The following is a 17704-nucleotide window of genomic DNA, read 5'->3' on the forward strand; positions in this document are numbered from 1 at the left end:
AGTTAAGTTTGGGCTGACTTCAGTTTATACACCCAATAACCCAGGAAAATCGAAGAAAAGAAGAGAATCAAACTTGCCCACTCAAAGGGCCTTCTTTCTGAGGTTTTATCCAATACCTGTGCTTTCTGCTCTTCGAGGTTTCTTTTGAGGATTTGTACTTCCCTCTCGCAATCAAAGGCAATGTTTTTGTAATCCTCTTTGGCTTGACCTAATTCTGCGGACTCAATTGAACTCAGCATTTTTAGCTCTTCCATGATTTGATTGTCCTTGCTAAGAATTCGCTCTAACCAGGTGTTACTTTCAATCATATCCTTTTTGGTTCGGTTTCCGAAGATACCAGACTTTTTATTTTCAGATTCCTGCCATTCCAAATGTAGGATTTCCCTTTCCTTGAGTAGTTTTTCTAGTTTGGCCTGTCCATAGGAAAGTGAAGAAATGAGGAGCAGTGAACACAAAAAAAGAAGGTGATGAGTTTTCATACCTTCTTTTTATCAAAGCCTGTGCCTTAGTGTTTCCAGGCTCGGGTCATTTCTTTTTTACCTGGGGGTCCTGGTAGTTTTTCAACTTCAAAACCTACTTCTTTGAGGTCTCGTCTGAGTTGGCCGGTGGCGCAATAGGTGGTTAAAACTGCACCTGGTCGCATTTGGTCATAGATCTTTTGGAAAAGGTGTTTTTCCCACATCTCTGGCTGTTTTTTAGGAGCAAATGCATCATAAAAAACCACATCCATTGGGTAGAGTTGAACTTCCTCTAAGGTGGTTTGATCCTTTTTGAAATTGAAATACTCGGTCAGTACTTTTCCCTCATTCCATGGGTTCCTGTGGATTTGCTGAAACTGCGGTTTGTAATGAATGATGTTGCCATCCATTTCCGTGTAATTCAGTTTAGAATACACTTCTTCCTCCAGAGGAAAGGGCTCGATGGTGTGATAAAGCATTGGAATCTGGTTTTGCTCTGCCCAAACCAAACTGAGCCATGCATTCAAACCTGTTCCAAAGCCTACTTCAAAAACTCGAATGGGTCTTCTCCCTGGATTTTCAGCAAGCCATGAGTCCAGCCCATAAAGCATAAAAACGTGAATGGATTCCTTAAAGGCACCATGGAAACTGTGGTAGGTTTCTTTTAATTCCTCATGGTATAGAGAGTGTGATCCGTCTTCGGTGGTGATAATTTTTACGCTCATGTTTATCCTTTATAAATGAGTGCTGCGCAATAGGCCGACACGCCCTCTTCTCGACCCACAAACCCTAATCTTTCCGTAGTGGTAGCTTTGATGGATATGTCTTCTTCTGCTACATTCATTACTTCACTGAGGCACTTTTTCATGGCAGGAATGTGAGGATTAATCTTTGGTTTTTGAAGGCAGATCGTGGTATCGATATTTCCTATTTCATATCCCTCTTTTCTAACCAAGTCCATCACTTCCTTCAAAAGAATTTTACTGTCGATTCCCTTGAATTTCGGATCCTGGTCTGAAAAGTGATAACCTATGTCACGCATATTTGCTGCACCAAGAACAGCATCACAAATGACATGAATCAATACATCTGCATCCGAATGCCCTACAGCACCCAAATGATAGTCCAGTTTAATTCCACCCAACCAGAATTCATTTTCCGGCTGCAATTGATGGACATCATATCCAAAGCCAATTCTAAACTTTTGCATTTTTTTCAGATTCGTAGTAAAGGACGGAAGACTGATCTTCCTTTAATAATTTATGAGCCCAATCCATTATTTGAGAGCTAGGGATTTGGGATTTTTTGTCAAATTCTTCAAAGTAACCAGCCGGATCGCCGAGAAAAGCATGGTAAGCCAAGCTCATAGCCCGATTCAAAAGTTGAATTCCTTCATAGGTTTTTATGGCTTCATTTTGGTTCTTGATTTTCTGTAAATCATGATGGGTAATTCCCTCGGTTAAGAATTCGGATATCAACTTATCAATTTCCACTTCACCTTCTTTTGCCGACACACCTTCTTCCATTTTTCCTGAGAAGATCAAGAGTGATGGGTCATAGGAGCCCAAAACATAGGCACCCGCAGAGGCAAATTTATCCCCATTTTTAACAAGTTGAGTTTGAACTTTCGAGGAATTCCCAAACCCAAGATAATCAGTGATAAGGTCTGCTTCCAGGTATCCAGGTTCCATACGTCCTGGCATTTTAAAGCCTTTATAGAGAGCGTCGGTAGGAACGTTTTTTACAATGCTTTCTGATCTTTTTTCAGTCTGATTTTCTTCTATAAAAATCTCAGCTCTGTTCCCGCTATAGCTTGGAATATCACCAAACCACTTTTCCACCATGACTTTGACCTGAACCGGTTCCACGTTTCCAGCAATTACCAAAATAGCATTGTCCGGTGAATAATGAGCTGTATAGAATTCCTCTACATCATTCCTTTTATACTCTTCGATATCTTGGATTTTTTCGCCGATGGTTGGCCATCGATAGGGATGATTTTTGAAAGCCAGATTCCTCAGGTGATGAAATACTTCCCCATAGGGCTGATTTAGATATCGTTGTTTAAACTCTTCAATCACTACCTTCCTCTGTGTTTCGATTGTTTTTTCGGTAAGCTGTAGCTGAAACATTCTATCAGACTCCAGCCAGAGTGCGGTTTCGAGATTTGTGGCCGGGAGAGAAATATAATAATTGGTAATATCAGGGCTGGTGAATGCATTACAAGTTCCTCCCACTCGATCTAATTCCCGATCAAACAGTGGAATATTTTTCGATCCCCCAAACATCAGGTGCTCAAAAAAATGGGCAAGCCCGGTCTTTCCTGAGATCTCATTCCTTGAGCCTACCTTATATAATAAATTCACCACCGCCATTTGGCTGCCGTGGTCTTCATGGACGATGAGCTCTAGTCCATTTGGTAGAAAAGTTCTTTGGTAGTTCAGTTTATTCATTTGCCGGAGGCAAAGCTAGGTGATTTGCTTTTCAATGACTAGTAAACAGAATTTAAGTGGGATTTTGTTTCAGTCTGACACAAGTAAGTGCCTTTGATGTAAGGCTTGGAGATAATTCCACAAAAAATAAGACCTTTGGCTTTATATTTAAATGCTGAAAATCCAAGTAAGGAAAATGAAAAAGACGGGTATAGACCTAAAGGACACGAATCAGTTTTCTCAATTTTTCCTAGATTATCTTGAAGGGAAAGAAGAATTAAGAGAATTCTATACCCACAGGCCCGAGTTAGGATCATTCAAGGAGGCCATCGAAAACAAGACTTTATCCCCGGAGTCCCGGGAAATTTTGCAGTCAGTTTTGCGCGAGCAATATTCTGACCTAGAATTAGAAGATGCTGTTAAATCCAATATCGATGCATTAACTGACCCGAATACATTCACAGTAACCACAGGACATCAGCTTAATCTATTTACCGGTCCACTTTATTTCGTTTACAAGATCGTGTCTACGATAAATCTCGCAAAGAAGCTTGAGCAGACTTTTCCAGAAAAGCGAATTGTTCCAGTTTACTGGATGGCTACTGAAGATCATGACTTTGACGAGATCAATTATTTCAAAATGGACGGAGAAAAGTACCAATGGAACTCTGATCAGCAGGGTGCCGTCGGTGATTTTAAGCTTGATGCTTCCTTCAAGGCATTTCTAAAAGAAGTAAGTTTTGCCTCCCCTGTATTTCTTGATGCCTATAAGTCATCTAAGACCCTGGCGGAAGCGGTTCTGAAATATGTGAATTCCTTCTTTGGTGAATATGGACTCGTGGTCATTGATGCAGATAATGCCCAGCTAAAAGCCTCTTTTTCTGATGTGATTGTAAAAGATTTATTCGATCATACTCCTTTCCAAAAAGCGACCGAGACTAGTGAGAGGCTGGAGCAGCTTGGATATAAGAGTCAGATATTTCCCCGGGAGATCAACTTTTTCTATTTGGCCGAAGGCTGCAGGGAGAGAATCGAGAAGGTGGGGGATACTTTTAAGGTTCTGAATACCGATTTATCATTTTCAGAAGAGGAAATGAAAAAGCTCATTTCGGATCATCCGGAGCGGTTTAGCCCAAATGTTGTGTTGAGGCCCTTGTATCAGGAGACTATTCTCCCAAACGTCGCATATCTTGGAGGTCCCGCTGAGGTGGTTTATTGGTTACAATTGAAAGAAGTTTTCCAGGAGTTTGAGACACCATTTCCGGTTTTACTGCCTAGAAACTTTGGACTTCTTCTTGAACCAAGGGTGGTAGAGAAGATAAAAGCTATAGGGTGGGAGTTTAAAGACATTTTTCAGGATTTGGAATCTTGGAAAGCTGAGTATGTAAGAACTCATGCACAAGTAGAGCTGGATCTGGAAAATGAAAGGGTCAAGCTGGAAGAAATCTATGATGAAGCTGGGAAATCTGCTTCCAAATTAGAGAAGAGCCTGATGGATGCTTTCCAGGCTGGTAAGGTGAGATCCCTTAAAATCCTCGATCAAATGAGTGCAAAATTAAGGAAGGCTGAAAAGAAGCGGCACGATGTTCTTTTCGATCGTGTAGAAGCCATTCGAGATTATGCTTATCCCGGAGGTTCACCTCAGGAAAGGGTAGTCAACATGCAGCAATTTTATCTGGCAAGGCCTGAATTAATTGAGGAGATTATTGAGGCATTTGATCCCCTGGATTTTAAGATGTGGATTCTGGAACTTTGATGGAGAGCAAGGACACCCTTAGAAAAAAATACAAGGCATTACGAAAATCACTTTCTGAATCAGATATCAAAAAAGAGTCTGAGAGGATTAAAGGCCATTTTTTTAGTTTTCTGGATTCGAAATCTCAGACATGCCATATACACACCTTTTTACCGATTGAAAGGTTAAATGAAGTGGATACCCTTTGTTTTTTGGACGGAATCTGGGAAAGGGGACATGTTATCTATACCGGATTGCTAGATTCGGAAAAAAAGGAAATGAAGACGTTGCGCTTAGTCAAAGGCTCGAAGTTTGAGGCAGGAGAATATGGGATACCAGTTCCGAAGAAAACGGAAATTGCTGACTGGAGAAAAATAGACCTGGTGCTCATTCCACTTTTGGCTTGGGACCAAAGCGGAAATAGAATTGGCTATGGTAAGGGGTACTACGACAAGTTCCTAGCGAATCTGAGTGAAGGTGTAGAAAGAATCGGCCTAAGCTTTTTTCCCCCAGAGGAAAATCTACCTTCAGAACCTCATGATGTTAAGCTCACACATGTGATTACTGGAGAGGGCTTAACGAATATTAGGTAATTTAAGTCAACCCCAACTTTTATAAAATTTTACAAAAATTTCCGAATTCATTAAGAATTTGAAGCCTAGAATTTAGAATTCATCCATTATTTCTAAAAAAACTCGAGTTTTTTAACCCATGTGAAAAAAAATAAAAAAAAAATCGGGTGAATTTCTCCGAGATTATCGACCCTCCGAATAAAATTTTTTTAAACTGTAATTAATGATTCTAAAGCCACTAAAATAAAATATCAGGAATTTAAAATTTGGATTTTAAGGAATATTCAAAAGGTTCTTTTTTTTTATTTTTATCAAATTTAAAGAAACCCCAAATATTGTTTCGAATAGGTTAAAAAACCTTTAATTCTGAGCTAATTTTTTCACATTATCATCATTTTACCAAAGAATCAATTTTTTCAACCGCTCGCCCTGATAATTCACCGTTAAACAGTAGATGACTCAATTAATTTATCTTTAACCATAAAACACGTACCTAAAAGGTAAAAAAAAGACATTTTTATAAATAAAAGATGAAAAAATTATCTAAAACCATGTTAAAAATTGTTATTTGATCAATTTTGATATTCAGCTCAAATAATTTTTCTTTGGATAATCAACTAAACTTAAAACCTTATGAGAAAAGCTTTACTCTATGTTGTTGCGCTTTTCACCATGACACTGAGTTATCAGGTGTCGGCGCAGCAACGGGTGGTTACCGGTACGGTAATCTCCGAGGAAGATGGACTAGGTTTGCCAGGTGCAACGGTCCTCGTTAAGGGTACAACAGTGGGAACAACTACCGATTTGGACGGTAATTATTCCATTAATGTACCTGACGGGTCGGATGTGCTGATTTTCTCTTTTGTTGGTCTTCAGACCGCGGAAGAGGCGATTGGTAACCGAACTGTAATTAATGTAACTCTCATGACCGACGCTTCACAACTATCCGAAGTGGTAGTAACAGCGATCGGAATCGAGAGAGAAAAGAAGGCTTTGGGCTACGGTGTTACCTCTGTAGGTAACGAGCAGCTCGAAAATAGGCCTGAAGGAGATGTGGCAAGAGTGCTACAAGGAAAAGTTCCAGGAGTGAATATTACTTCCACCAATGGTATGTCTGGATCAGGTACCAACATGGTAATTAGAGGTTATTCTTCTGCTACTGGTTCTAACCAGCCACTTTTCGTAGTGGACGGTGTTCCTTTTAACACTAGCACAAACGCTCAAAACGGGTTCACCCGAGGTGGCGCTACTACATCTTCAAGATTCCTTGATATTGATCCAAACAATATTGAGAGCATGTCTGTATTGAAGGGTCTTTCAGCAACAGTTCTTTATGGTGATCAAGGTAGAAATGGTGTAATTTTGATTACTACCAAGTCTGGATCATCTAAAAGAAAAGCGGCTGAGGTAACTATCAATCAGTCTATTTTTACCAATGAGGCGGCTTCTTTGCCAACTTATGGTCAGGTCTATGGTAATGGTTTCCAACAGGCGCCAGGTTTGTTCTTCTCTAATTTCGGCCCAAGGTTGGATGAAGGAAGAACGATTAACCATCCATATGCAGTTTCTGGTGTAGCTTACGTTAGAGAAGCTTTCCCTGAATTTTGGGTAGATGGAATCGTAGGGGGTACTCCTGTTCAGTATGACTATAAGGCATATCCAGACGTTTCTGAGGTATTCTTCAAAACTGGTTTGATCAGTAATACATCTGTGCAAATCGCAGGTGGATCAGACAGAACTGGTTATTCTGCAAGCTTTGGTTACACAGACGAAGAAGGATTCGTAATTGGTAACGAGCTTAAGAAGTATAACTTTGGTTTGGGTGTGAACTCTGCAGTAACAGATAAGCTTTCTGTTAACTCTTCTTTCACCTTTGCCATTACAGATCTTGAGTCGCCACCTGTTAACGCGGCATTTGGTTCTGGAGCTAGTGGTGGTGTTCCTTCTGTATTTGCAGAAGTGCTATTTACACCACGTTCTATTGATTTAGGAGGTCTGCCTTTTGAAGATCCAGTTACCAAAAGACCTACCTATTACAGAAATAATAATGGTATTCTAAACCCAAATTGGTTAGTGAGATACTATAAGAACACTTCTGATGTTCAGAGATTCTTCAATTCTACGTCGTTGATTTACGATTTTAATGATGATTTCTCTTTGACTTACAGAATAGGCCTGGATACTTATACCGAAACTCAAGAGACAAAGTATAACAAAGGTCACTTGGGTGGATCTCAAGCTGTTCAGTCCGGTGTCTATACTACAATTAATATCAACAACACCATTTGGAATCAGGATTTAGTCTTGAACTGGAAGAAGCAGTTCTCCGATAATTTCGGAATGTCTGCCCTTCTTGGTGGTAACTCCAGATATGATTCTTATTCTCAAGCAGGTATTTCTTCTCAGGGACAATTGGCATTCGGGCTTTTCCGTCACCAAAACTTTGAGACTTCTGCTAGTAGAGATGCTATCGATGGAGGAAATCTAAACTTTACTCAGGAAGAAAGAAGAATGGGGGTTTATGCCAACGTAACGTTCGACTACTCTAACTTCCTATACTTGAACGTTTCGGCAAGAAATGACTGGACATCAACTGTAGAGCCTGAGAATCGAAGAATTCTTTATCCTGGTGCTTCTGTTTCTTTCATTCCTAGTACAGCGTTCAACTGGAACTCAAATACAGTGAATGACTTGAAACTGAGGTTAGGTTATGGTACTTCTGCTGGTTTCCCAAGACCATATAGAACCAGAAACATTCTTAATCAGACAGCGCGTGCATTTGATGTGGATGGAACAGTTACCCAAACTCATGCAGTGTCAAACACCTTGGGTAATCCTAACTTGAAGCCAGAGCTTCATGAGGAAATCGAATTTGGTATTGAAGCAGTAATGTTCAATAATAAATTAAGATTCGATCTCTCCTTATATGAGAAGAATACAAATGATTTGATCACTCAATCCCCAATTGACCCAGCGACAGGATTTACCTCAACTGCGATCAACATTGGTAAGATTAGAAACAGAGGTATCGAATTCCAAGCTACTGTAACTCCAATTTCTACGGCCTCAGGCTTTACCTGGAACTCTACTGTAAACTGGAGTATGTACAGAACTGAGACTATTGAGCTTGGAGCTGGTCTGGATCAAATTGTGGTAGCTGGTTTCACTAACTTAGGAAACTTCGCTGTACCAGGAGAGCCATTTAACGTAATCAAGGGTATTGGTTTCGAGAGAGATGAGCAAACTGGTGAACCAATCGTATTGGCGAATGGTCTTTATAAGCCATCAGCTGACCTTGTAACCCTAGGTGATCCTAACCCAAGATGGAATGGATCCTGGATTAACTCCTTCAGCTGGAAAGGTTTCACTTTGAATGCAATGCTTGAGTACAGACATAAGGGAGCAATCTTCTCGAATACAGTTACTGCAACTCTCGCAAGAGGGGTAACAAAAGATCCAGTTGTGGATAGAGAGCTAACTTTCATCATGCCAGGCGTGAAGGAAGATGGAACTCCAAACGACATCCAGATTACAGCATCTAATTATTTCTTTGCTGGATATCAGGGAGCAACAGATGAGCCAAACGTTTTTGACGGTTCTATGATCAGACTAAGAGAACTTTCTTTGGGTTATGAATTGCCAACTAATCTAATGGCAAAGACTCCATTCAAGAGAGCCTCTATTGCAGTGAGTGGTACCAACCTTTGGTTCAATGCACTTAATTTCCCTCCAAACATGAATTATGATGTGGATGTGTTGGGAACTGGTGTTGGTAACGGTCTTGGTTTCGACTTTGTGACTGGTCCAAGCTCCAGAAGATTTGGTGGAACGGTAACGCTTACTTTCTAATCCCCAAAACTGAAGAATAATGAAAAGAAAAATATATAGCATAATGATTGCTGCAAGTATGGTTTTTGCAGCTTCATGTGACTTAGACTTGCAGGAAGATCCAAATGCAGTTAACGCAAGTACTGCAAACCCGGATTTCCTTTTGAATAGCATCCAGCTCGGTTATATCGGTTTATTCGATGCCATTGCTGACGACGGGATGAGATTGACAAGAATGATCAATCAGGGTAGTGCTCAGTATGAAGGAGCTTATACTCCAACTACTACTAATGGTTATTGGTCAAATTCTTATGCAGGTATCCTTGCCGATGTTGACTTCCTTTTGCCCCTCGCTGAAGAAGCTAATCTTCAGAGACATATGGGGATAGCGAAGACCATTCAGGCAATGGTTTTATTCCATCTAGTAGATTCTTATGGTGATGTGCCTTTTAGAGAGGCACTTGATCCAAGTAATTTCTTCCCGAATGTTGATCCAGGGCAGCAGGTTTACTCTGATGCTTTAGCTCTCTTGAATGAGGCTGAAGGGCACTTTACTGCCGCAGAATCATCTGGTTCTCCAAATGATTATTTCTATGGAGGTAATTACACTAAGTGGGTAAGACTGGTAAATACAATGAAGTTGAGATATTACATCAATACTAGACTTGTAAATCCATCTGAGTCTACTTCTGGAATCAATGCTCTAATCGCTGCAGATAATATGCTGAAAGCAGGAGATGACTTCGTTTTCCAGTTTGGTACAACAAGTGCTGACCCTGACTCTCGTCACCCTAGTTTTACAGGAACTTATGTGAGTGGTGGTGGAGACTATCAGTCTACTTACTACATGTGGCATCTTACTGAAGCCAAAGGCTTTGATGATCCTAGAGTAAGATATTATATGTACCGTCAGACTACAGTGAATAGTACTGACCCCGACGAAATTGAGTGTATTGGTACCATTCCGCCATCTCATTATCTTGTTGGGAATTTCATCTACTGTTTACCTGGTGAAAGAGGCTACTGGGGTAGAGATCACTTGAACCCAGATGGTATTCCACCAGATGGTTTGAGAAGAACGGTTTGGGGAGTATATCCTGCTGGTGGTCGATTTGACGATGATTCAGCTGCCCCCGTAAATGATATCACCCTTGGTGCACAGGGAGCTGGTATACAGCCGGTAATGTTAGCTTCCTATGTGGACTTCATGCTAGCTGAAGCAGCACTTTTCCTTGGTACTTCTGGTGATGCAGCTACATATCTTGAGTCTGGTATTCAGAAAAGTATGGATTATGTTCGTAGTTTCTCTACGTCTACTCCAGAAGCAGCAACCATCCAAGCTTTTACAGCAGATGATGCCTATGCGCAGCAAGTTGCAAATTACATTAACTATGTGAGCAATGAGTATTCTTCTGCAGCTTCTGATACCGACAGAATGAGAGTAATTGGTAGAGAATATTGGTTGGCTCTTTATGGTAATGGTATAGAATCATTTAACATGTACAGAAGAACTGGACAGCCTGATAATATGCAGCCAGGTCTTCAGGCAAGTTTTGGTGACTTCCCAAGATCATTCTTCTATCCATTAAACTATCTGACCACAAACAATAATGCGGTTCAGAAAGCGGATCAAACGGTGCAAGTGTTCTGGGATACAAATCCTGCAGGTAATGCTTGGGTTTATTAATCAAAAAAAAGAGAAACTATGAAAATGTTTAAATATAGCTTCGGACTGCTTTTGGGAGCACTAGTTCTACTCAGCTCTTGTAGAGATTTTGTAGAACCAAATATCCCTTATAGCACATTTGATACCGCTGCGTACTTAAGGACTATTGATCGAACAAGTACGGATTTTAACTTCTTCGATTTAGGCAATTCTAATTTTGCCTTAACCTTAGAGGCAGTTGATGCAGAAGATGGTGCTACTGTAGAAACAGTAGAAATCAGAGTAAGACATCGACGATTAATTCCGGGAGTTGGTCTTGAATACATTCCAGCTATTTCAAGCGAAGATGTTTTAGTAAGGACTTTACAGGCATCTGACTTCGCTCCGAATTCAGAATCTAGATTCCTTAGAACTTCATTCTCAATTCCAGCCTCTGAGGCCATTCAGGCTCTAGGTTTAACACCTGAGGATATTGAAGGCGGTGACGCTTTCGAATTTAGGCTGGTTTTGAATGATAGATTTGGAAGATCCTTTACAGATTCGAATGCTGACGCAAACGTTAAGGGTAGTCCCTTCTACGCTTCACCATTCTTTTATAATGTAGCGGTGGTTTGTCCTTCTGATTTAGGAGGTACATATGAGTTCTCTGCTACAAACATGGATTCTATCTATGGAAGCTGTGATGGTACTATCACAGGAACTACAACATGGACTCCAGTGGCAAATGCAGCTGGTGTATATGAAGTTTCAGATGGTACATTTGGTTTCTGGGATTGCTATGGTGATTCTTGGGGTAGTGGAAGTGCTAGAATAAGTGATGCATGCGGTAACATTAGCATGTCTGGTTCAGATAAGTATGGTGCGACTTATAGTCTTACATTACTTTCGAGTTCTGCAGAGTCCTTTACCTTTGTGTGGTTAAACTCTGATAATGAGACCGGTGAGGTTACTATCTTTGCTCAAGATGGTAAGCCATTACCGATATTCAATTAATAAGTTTGAATAATAAAAGAGGCGTCATTTGGCGCCTCTTTTTTTTGTTATAAATATTTGAATAAGCGAATAAACAGTTTTTTAAACCCATCTCAATCCATTAGCTTTGACAGTTCCAAATATGACGACATGGATAAATTTTCATACATAGCGAATGCACATGTGAGCTACATTGATGAGCTTTACCAAAATTACAAGCAGGACGCAAACTCAATTGATCAAAGTTGGAAGGAATTTTTTGACGGATTCGACTTTGCTTTAACCAATTACGGTGACGAAGATGGCGAAATAGTTAAAACCAGTTCGAATGGTAAAAGCGGTGCACTTGCCACCCCTGGTACCATCATGGATATGGAGCAGCTGCCAAAGGAAATTAAGGTTAGAGCACTTATCCATGCTTATCGTTCTAGAGCGCACTTAAGGTCTACCACTAATCCGGTTCGTCAGCGTCGGGATAGAAAAGCTCTTTTGGATATAGAGGATTTTGGATTGGGAAAAGAGGATCTAAATACAGTTTTCCAGGCTGGAAATGAGATCGGGATTGGTCAGGCAAAGCTTTCAGATATAGTTGAAGCCCTTGAAAAAATTTATATAAGGTCTATAGGATTCGAGTACCTGTACATTAGGGATCCTGAAATGCTTGACTGGTTTAAAAATAAAGTGGAGAAAGAGTCACTGGCATTTAATCCAAGTGAGGATATCAAAAAGAGAATTCTTTTTAAGCTTAATCAAGCTGTAGTATTTGAAAACTTTCTTCATACAAAGTACTTGGGCCAAAAGCGTTTTTCCCTTGAGGGTGGAGAGAGTACTATTCCATTTCTCGATGCAGTAATAAATAAATCTACTGATCTGGGTGTAGAAGAGGCTATGATTGGAATGGCTCATAGAGGTAGACTTAATGTCTTGGCCAATATCATGGGTAAGACTTATGAGCAGATTTTTTCTGAATTTGAAGGAACTGCAAAACCAGACCTTACGATGGGTGATGGTGATGTTAAGTATCACATGGGATACTCTAGTGATATAGTTACCCCCAATGGAGGCAAAGTACGCTTAAAACTTGCGCCGAATCCTTCGCACTTAGAAGCTGTAAATCCAGTAGTTGAAGGCTTTATGAGAGCTAAAATTGATCACGAATTCAATGGTGATCAGAAAAAGGTACTTCCCATTTTGATCCACGGTGATGCTGCGGTGGCCGGTCAGGGTATAGTTTACGAGGTTACTCAGATGGCCCAATTAAAGGGCTACAATACGGGGGGAACCATTCATTTTGTGATCAATAACCAGGTCGGTTTTACCACCGATTTTGATGATGCAAGAAGCTCCATTTATTGTACTGATGTCGCTAAAATAATTGACGCTCCGGTCATTCACGTGAATGGAGATGATGCTGAAGCAGTGGTCTTTGCGGCAAATCTTGCTGCTGAGTTTAGAAATAAATTCAACAAAGACATTTTTGTGGATATGGTCTGTTACAGACGTCATGGACATAATGAGTCTGATGAGCCAAAGTTCACGCAACCTGAGCTTTATAACATCATTTCCAAGCACCCGAATCCACGAGAGATTTACACTAAAAAACTTACTGAGCGTGGTGATTTAGATAAAAAGATAGCTACTCAAATGGATAAGGAGTTTAGGCAACTCCTTCAGGACCGATTGAATCTCGTCAAAGAAAAGCCATTGCCATATCAGGCTACCAAATTTGAAAGGGAGTGGGGTTCACTGAGAAGATCTACCCCTGAGGATTTTGACCAATCTCCTGAAACAGGGATGAAAGACAAGGACATCAACATAGTTGCGAATGCACTTACTACTTTGCCCAGAGGCTTTAAGCCAATTAAGCAGATTGAGGTACAGATGAAGCAAAGGAAAGAAATGTTCTTTGAGTCCAAACAATTGAATTGGGCAGCAGCTGAACTTTTAGCTTATGGCTCTTTGCTTCTGGAAGGGAAGACGGTTAGACTTACAGGTCAGGATTGCCAAAGAGGAACTTTCTCCCACCGGCATGCCGTATTGCATGATGCCACCAGCAACAAACCATACAATTCTCTAAAAGAAATGAAGGAGAAAAAGGGTGAGTTCTACATCTATAATTCTCTTTTATCGGAGTATGCCGTGCTTGGTTTTGAGTATGGGTACGGTATGGCAAATCCAAATTCCTTAACAATCTGGGAAGCCCAATTTGGGGACTTTGCCAATGGGGCCCAGACTATGATTGACCAATTTATTTCTTCAGGGGAATCTAAATGGCAAAAAATGAATGGTTTAGTAATGCTTTTGCCTCATGGCTACGAAGGCCAGGGTCCTGAGCACTCCAATGCCCGGCCAGAAAGATTTTTGCAGCTTTCCGCTGAATATAATATGGTTGTGGCAAACGTGACTTCCCCATCAAACTTTTTCCACTTGCTCCGCAGACAACTTGCATGGGAGTTTAGGAAACCTTGTATCGTGATGTCTCCAAAATCTCTCCTTAGACATCCTAAGGTGATTTCTCCAATAGAAGAGTTTACTTCTGGATCATTCAAGGAAGTAATTCCAGATTCTTTTACGGTTAAAAAGGATACTAAAAGAGTGATCCTGTGTACAGGAAAAATTTATTATGATCTGGAAGAAGCTAGGGAGAAGGAAGGTGTAAAGGATGTTGCTATTGTAAGAATTGAGCAGCTTCATCCATTGCCAATTAAGCAGATTAAAAAGGTCCTGGATTCTTATAAGAACGCTGAAGTAGTTTGGGTTCAGGAAGAGCCTGAGAATATGGGTGCCTGGGGCTATCTTCTTAGAATGCTTTATAAAGAGATTCCTATGCGTGTCATTGCCAGAAAGATGAGTGCATCTCCTGCCACGGGCTATAACAAAGTCCATGTTGAAGAGCAAAAGGGCATAATTAAGCAAGCTTTAAGTACCAAATAACAACAATAAACCTGAATTACATTATCATTCAGCTTGGCTGAAAGGGACAAAACAATAATCGGATGAGCAAAGAAATAAAAGTACCTACGGTTGGTGAGTCGATCACGGAAGTGACGGTTGGGCAATGGTTCAAAAAAGACGGAGACCATGTGGAAATGGATGAAGTTCTATGTGAATTGGAGTCTGACAAAGCTACTTTTGAACTACCGGCCGAAGCCGATGGAATTTTAAAAATAGTCGCTCAAGAAGGTGATACTCTTGAGATTGGAGCTCTGATCTGCACCATAGATGAATCCGGAGTGGACTCTAAGCCTTCAGAATCCAAATCAAAAGAAACGAAATCTTCTGAATCTCCTAAATCCGAAAGCCCAAAGCCAAGCGGAGAAGTGAAAGAAATGGTAGTCCCTACGGTCGGAGAATCTATCACTGAGGTGACTCTGGCTAATTGGTTGAAAAGCGATGGAGACTATGTGGAACTGGATGAAATCATTGCTGAGGTTGATTCGGACAAAGCTACTTTCGAGCTTCCTGCAGAAGCAAATGGTATCCTTAGACATGTAGCCCAAGAAGGGGATACTCTTGAAATCGGCGGACTGATATGCAAAATCGAAGTAATGGATGAAGCACCAGAAAAATCTTCTGAGCCTTTAAAGTCGGAAGAAACAAATTCATCTAGTCCTAAACCCGAAAATAAAGAGTCTTATGCTACGGGACACGCTTCTCCAGCTGCCGCAAAAATACTAGCTGAAAAAGGGATTTCTCCAGATTCAGTAAAGGGTACAGGAGTAGACGGAAGAATAACCAAAGAAGATGCTCAGGCTGCTCAAAAGCCTTCAGCGCCGAAATCGAGTAGTTCATCGTCTTCTTCTGAGCCAGAGGCTATTCAGGTTCCGGGTTCGAGAAATGAGCGAAGGGAGCGAATGTCTTCCCTTAGAAAGACGGTTTCTAAGAGATTGGTAGCGGTTAAAAATGAAACGGCCATGCTCACCACCTTCAATGAGGTGAACATGAAGCCGATTATGGACCTGAGAAAAAAATTCAAAGAGCAATTCAAAGAAAAGCATGGTGTTGGCCTTGGTTTTATGTCATTCTTCACGAAAGCGGTTTGTGTAGCTCTTCAGGAATGGCCAGCAGTAAATGCCAAAATTGATGGTAACGAAATGGTCTTTAATGATTATTGCGATATCTCTATTGCGGTGTCTGCACCCAAGGGTCTTGTGGTTCCGGTAATCAGAAATGCGGAATCCATGACTTTTGATCAAATCGAAAAAGAAGTAGTTCGATTGGCAACAAAGGCCCGTGAAAATAAGCTGACCATTGAGGAGATGACTGGAGGAACATTCACCCTGACCAATGGGGGAATCTTTGGTTCCATGATGTCCACTCCAATCATCAATGCACCTCAATCGGCCATTCTAGGAATGCACAATATTGTAGAAAGACCTATGGCAGTAAACGGAGAGGTGGTAATCCTTCCAATGATGTATATCGCCCTGTCCTATGATCATAGAATTATCGATGGACGGGAATCAGTAAGCTTCCTGGTTCGTGTCAAAGAGCTTCTTGAGGATCCAACTCGCCTTCTTTTCGGGGTATAATCACTCCAATTTTAAATTCAAAAATCTGAAATAGAATGTACGACGTTATTGTAATAGGTTCCGGGCCGGGAGGATATGTTGCGGCAATCCGCTGTGCTCAGCTAGGAATGAAAACGGCCATTATCGAGAAGTATCCGACTTTAGGCGGGACTTGTTTGAATGTGGGTTGTATTCCTTCTAAGGCTCTTTTGGATTCTTCAGAGCATTTTCATAATGCTGCTCATACATTTAAAACTCATGGAATAAACTTGAGTAATCTGAAAGTTGATTTGAAGCAGATGATTGCCAGAAAGGAGGATGTGGTCAAGCAGAATGTGGATGGGATATCATACCTGATGAAAAAGAATAAAATTGATGTACATCAGGGAATGGGATCATTTGTGGATAATACCACTGTGAAAGTGACGAAAGATGATGGTTCATCTGAGCAGATCCAAGGAAAGAATATCATCATTGCTACTGGATCAAAGCCTGCTAATCTTCCATTTATTGAGCTTGATAAGGAGAGAATAATTACTTCAACTGAAGCTTTGAAAATGAAAGAAATTCCTAAACACCTGATCATTATTGGTGGAGGTGTCATTGGAATGGAATTAGGATCGGTTTATGGTAGAATGGGAGCCAAGGTTTCAGTCGTGGAATTCATGGATGGCTTGATTCCTTCTATGGATAAAACGATGGGTAAAGAGCTTCAAAAATCTTTGAAGAAACTCGGCTTTGAATTTTACCTTAAACACAAAGTGACCGGCGTCACCCGAAAGGGAAAATCGGTGAAAGTGACTGCGGAAAACCCAAAAGGCGAATCGATTGAAATTGATGGAGACTATGTTCTGGTTTCCATTGGTAGAAGACCTTACACCGATGGATTAAATGCAGAAGCAGCAGGGGTGAAGCTTACGGATCGTGGACAGGTGGAAGTGAATGATCATCTTCAGACCTCAGTTCCAAATATCTATGCAATTGGTGATGTGGTCAGGGGAGCCATGCTTGCGCACAAAGCGGAAGAAGAAGGTACATTGGTGGCGGAGCAGCTTGCTGGCCAAAAGCCTCACATTAATTATAATCTTATTCCAGGAGTAGTTTATACATGGCCTGAGGTAGCTTCAGTAGGCTATACAGAAGAACAATTGAAAGAGCAGGGAAAGAAATTCAAGGTGGGTAAATTTCCTTTCATGGCATCCGGACGTGCAAGAGCATCTATGGATACTGATGGTTTAGTAAAAGTTCTTGCTGATGCTACAACAGATGAAATTTTGGGCGTTCATATGATAGGACCAAGGACAGCTGATATGATTGCTGAAGCTGTGGTGGCAATGGAGTACAGGGCATCTGCGGAGGATATTGCTAGGATGTCACATGCTCATCCCACATACACTGAAGCCTTTAGAGAGGCTTGTTTAGCTGCAACAGATAATCGAGCAATTCATATTTAAAATGAATGAGACTTTATTTAAAGCCATCTCAGGATCCTGAGATGGCTTTTTCTTTTACCGATAAATGGGTTATTTA

General features: G+C 40.8%; 12 protein-coding genes. 8 read left to right on the plus strand and 4 right to left on the minus strand.

All coding sequences use genetic code 11. The annotated features are described in order from the left end of the window. Positions 1–2: 2 nt before the first annotated feature. From QVH07_RS12730 to QVH07_RS12745, 4 genes are read right to left on the minus strand one after another with little or no spacing between them, the layout of a single operon-like run. Positions 3–479 carry a Clp protease ClpB gene (locus QVH07_RS12730; RefSeq protein WP_290000865.1) on the minus strand — a complete coding sequence of 159 codons (477 nt, stop codon included), beginning with the start codon at positions 477–479 and terminating at the stop codon, positions 3–5. Between the two features lie 26 nt (positions 480–505). After that, positions 506–1183, minus strand: coding sequence for a tRNA (5-methylaminomethyl-2-thiouridine)(34)-methyltransferase MnmC2 (gene mnmC2 / locus QVH07_RS12735; RefSeq protein ID WP_435367064.1), 678 nt, complete (start codon positions 1181–1183; stop codon positions 506–508). Positions 1184–1185: 2 nt separating this feature from the next. Then, the gene (gene ispF, locus QVH07_RS12740) at positions 1186–1668 is read right to left on the minus strand and encodes a 2-C-methyl-D-erythritol 2,4-cyclodiphosphate synthase (protein ID WP_290000867.1); all 483 of its coding nucleotides are present in this window, start codon (positions 1666–1668) and stop codon (positions 1186–1188) included. After that, positions 1655–2911 carry a M16 family metallopeptidase gene (locus tag QVH07_RS12745; protein ID WP_290000869.1) on the minus strand — a complete coding sequence of 419 codons (1257 nt, stop codon included), beginning with the start codon at positions 2909–2911 and terminating at the stop codon, positions 1655–1657. The genes ispF and QVH07_RS12745 overlap by 14 nt, the downstream gene beginning before the upstream one ends. A gap of 175 nt (positions 2912–3086) precedes the next feature. Between QVH07_RS12745 and bshC the strand changes: the two genes are divergently transcribed. The 8 genes from bshC (at position 3087) to lpdA (ending at position 17628) form a co-directional block, all read left to right on the plus strand. Continuing rightward, positions 3087–4646 carry a bacillithiol biosynthesis cysteine-adding enzyme BshC gene (bshC, locus tag QVH07_RS12750; RefSeq protein WP_290000871.1) on the plus strand — a complete coding sequence of 520 codons (1560 nt, stop codon included), beginning with the start codon at positions 3087–3089 and terminating at the stop codon, positions 4644–4646. Next, a complete protein-coding gene (locus QVH07_RS12755; RefSeq protein WP_290000872.1) occupies positions 4628–5218 on the plus strand; it encodes a 5-formyltetrahydrofolate cyclo-ligase in 591 nt (196 codons plus the stop codon). The genes bshC and QVH07_RS12755 overlap by 19 nt, the downstream gene beginning before the upstream one ends. A 612-nt stretch (positions 5219–5830) precedes the next feature. After that, entirely contained in the window at positions 5831–9046 is a 3216-nt protein-coding gene (locus QVH07_RS12760; protein WP_290000873.1) for a SusC/RagA family TonB-linked outer membrane protein, read from the plus strand. Between the two features lie 19 nt (positions 9047–9065). Continuing rightward, positions 9066–10712 (plus strand): SusD/RagB family nutrient-binding outer membrane lipoprotein, encoded by a 1647-nt coding sequence (locus QVH07_RS12765; RefSeq protein WP_290000874.1) that lies wholly within the window; start codon positions 9066–9068, stop codon positions 10710–10712. An 18-nt stretch (positions 10713–10730) separates the two neighbouring features. Next, positions 10731–11684, plus strand: a complete 954-nt coding sequence (locus tag QVH07_RS12770; RefSeq protein ID WP_290000875.1) for a hypothetical protein — start codon at positions 10731–10733, stop codon at positions 11682–11684. A gap of 129 nt (positions 11685–11813) precedes the next feature. Further along, a complete protein-coding gene (locus tag QVH07_RS12775) occupies positions 11814–14597 on the plus strand; it encodes a 2-oxoglutarate dehydrogenase E1 component (protein WP_290000876.1) in 2784 nt (927 codons plus the stop codon). A 62-nt stretch (positions 14598–14659) separates the two neighbouring features. Then, complete coding sequence (gene odhB / locus QVH07_RS12780; protein ID WP_290000877.1) at positions 14660–16195, plus strand: 2-oxoglutarate dehydrogenase complex dihydrolipoyllysine-residue succinyltransferase; 1536 nt, start codon at positions 14660–14662, stop codon at positions 16193–16195. Positions 16196–16230: 35 nt separating this feature from the next. Beyond that, positions 16231–17628 carry a dihydrolipoyl dehydrogenase gene (lpdA, locus tag QVH07_RS12785; RefSeq protein ID WP_290000879.1) on the plus strand — a complete coding sequence of 466 codons (1398 nt, stop codon included), beginning with the start codon at positions 16231–16233 and terminating at the stop codon, positions 17626–17628. Positions 17629–17704: the final 76 nt, after the last annotated feature.

This window comes from Algoriphagus sediminis, assembly GCF_030403435.1.
Taxonomy (GTDB): Bacteria; Bacteroidota; Bacteroidia; order Cytophagales; family Cyclobacteriaceae; genus Algoriphagus; species Algoriphagus sediminis.

Excerpts from the sequence above, each read along its gene's own strand:
- lpdA (WP_290000879.1), top strand. The coding sequence starts at position 16,231 with ATGTACGACGTTATTGTAATAGGTTCCGGGCCGGGAGGATATGTTGCG.
- QVH07_RS12770 (WP_290000875.1), top strand. The coding sequence starts at position 10,731 with ATGAAAATGTTTAAATATAGCTTCGGACTGCTTTTGGGAGCACTAGTT.
- mnmC2 (WP_435367064.1), bottom strand. The coding sequence starts at position 1,183 with ATGAGCGTAAAAATTATCACCACCGAAGACGGATCACACTCTCTATAC.
- QVH07_RS12730 (WP_290000865.1), bottom strand. The coding sequence starts at position 479 with ATGAAAACTCATCACCTTCTTTTTTTGTGTTCACTGCTCCTCATTTCT.
- odhB (WP_290000877.1), top strand. The coding sequence starts at position 14,660 with ATGAGCAAAGAAATAAAAGTACCTACGGTTGGTGAGTCGATCACGGAA.
- bshC (WP_290000871.1), top strand. The coding sequence starts at position 3,087 with ATGAAAAAGACGGGTATAGACCTAAAGGACACGAATCAGTTTTCTCAA.
- QVH07_RS12760 (WP_290000873.1), top strand. The coding sequence starts at position 5,831 with ATGAGAAAAGCTTTACTCTATGTTGTTGCGCTTTTCACCATGACACTG.
- QVH07_RS12775 (WP_290000876.1), top strand. The coding sequence starts at position 11,814 with ATGGATAAATTTTCATACATAGCGAATGCACATGTGAGCTACATTGAT.
- QVH07_RS12765 (WP_290000874.1), top strand. The coding sequence starts at position 9,066 with ATGAAAAGAAAAATATATAGCATAATGATTGCTGCAAGTATGGTTTTT.
- ispF (WP_290000867.1), bottom strand. The coding sequence starts at position 1,668 with ATGCAAAAGTTTAGAATTGGCTTTGGATATGATGTCCATCAATTGCAG.
- QVH07_RS12745 (WP_290000869.1), bottom strand. The coding sequence starts at position 2,911 with ATGAATAAACTGAACTACCAAAGAACTTTTCTACCAAATGGACTAGAG.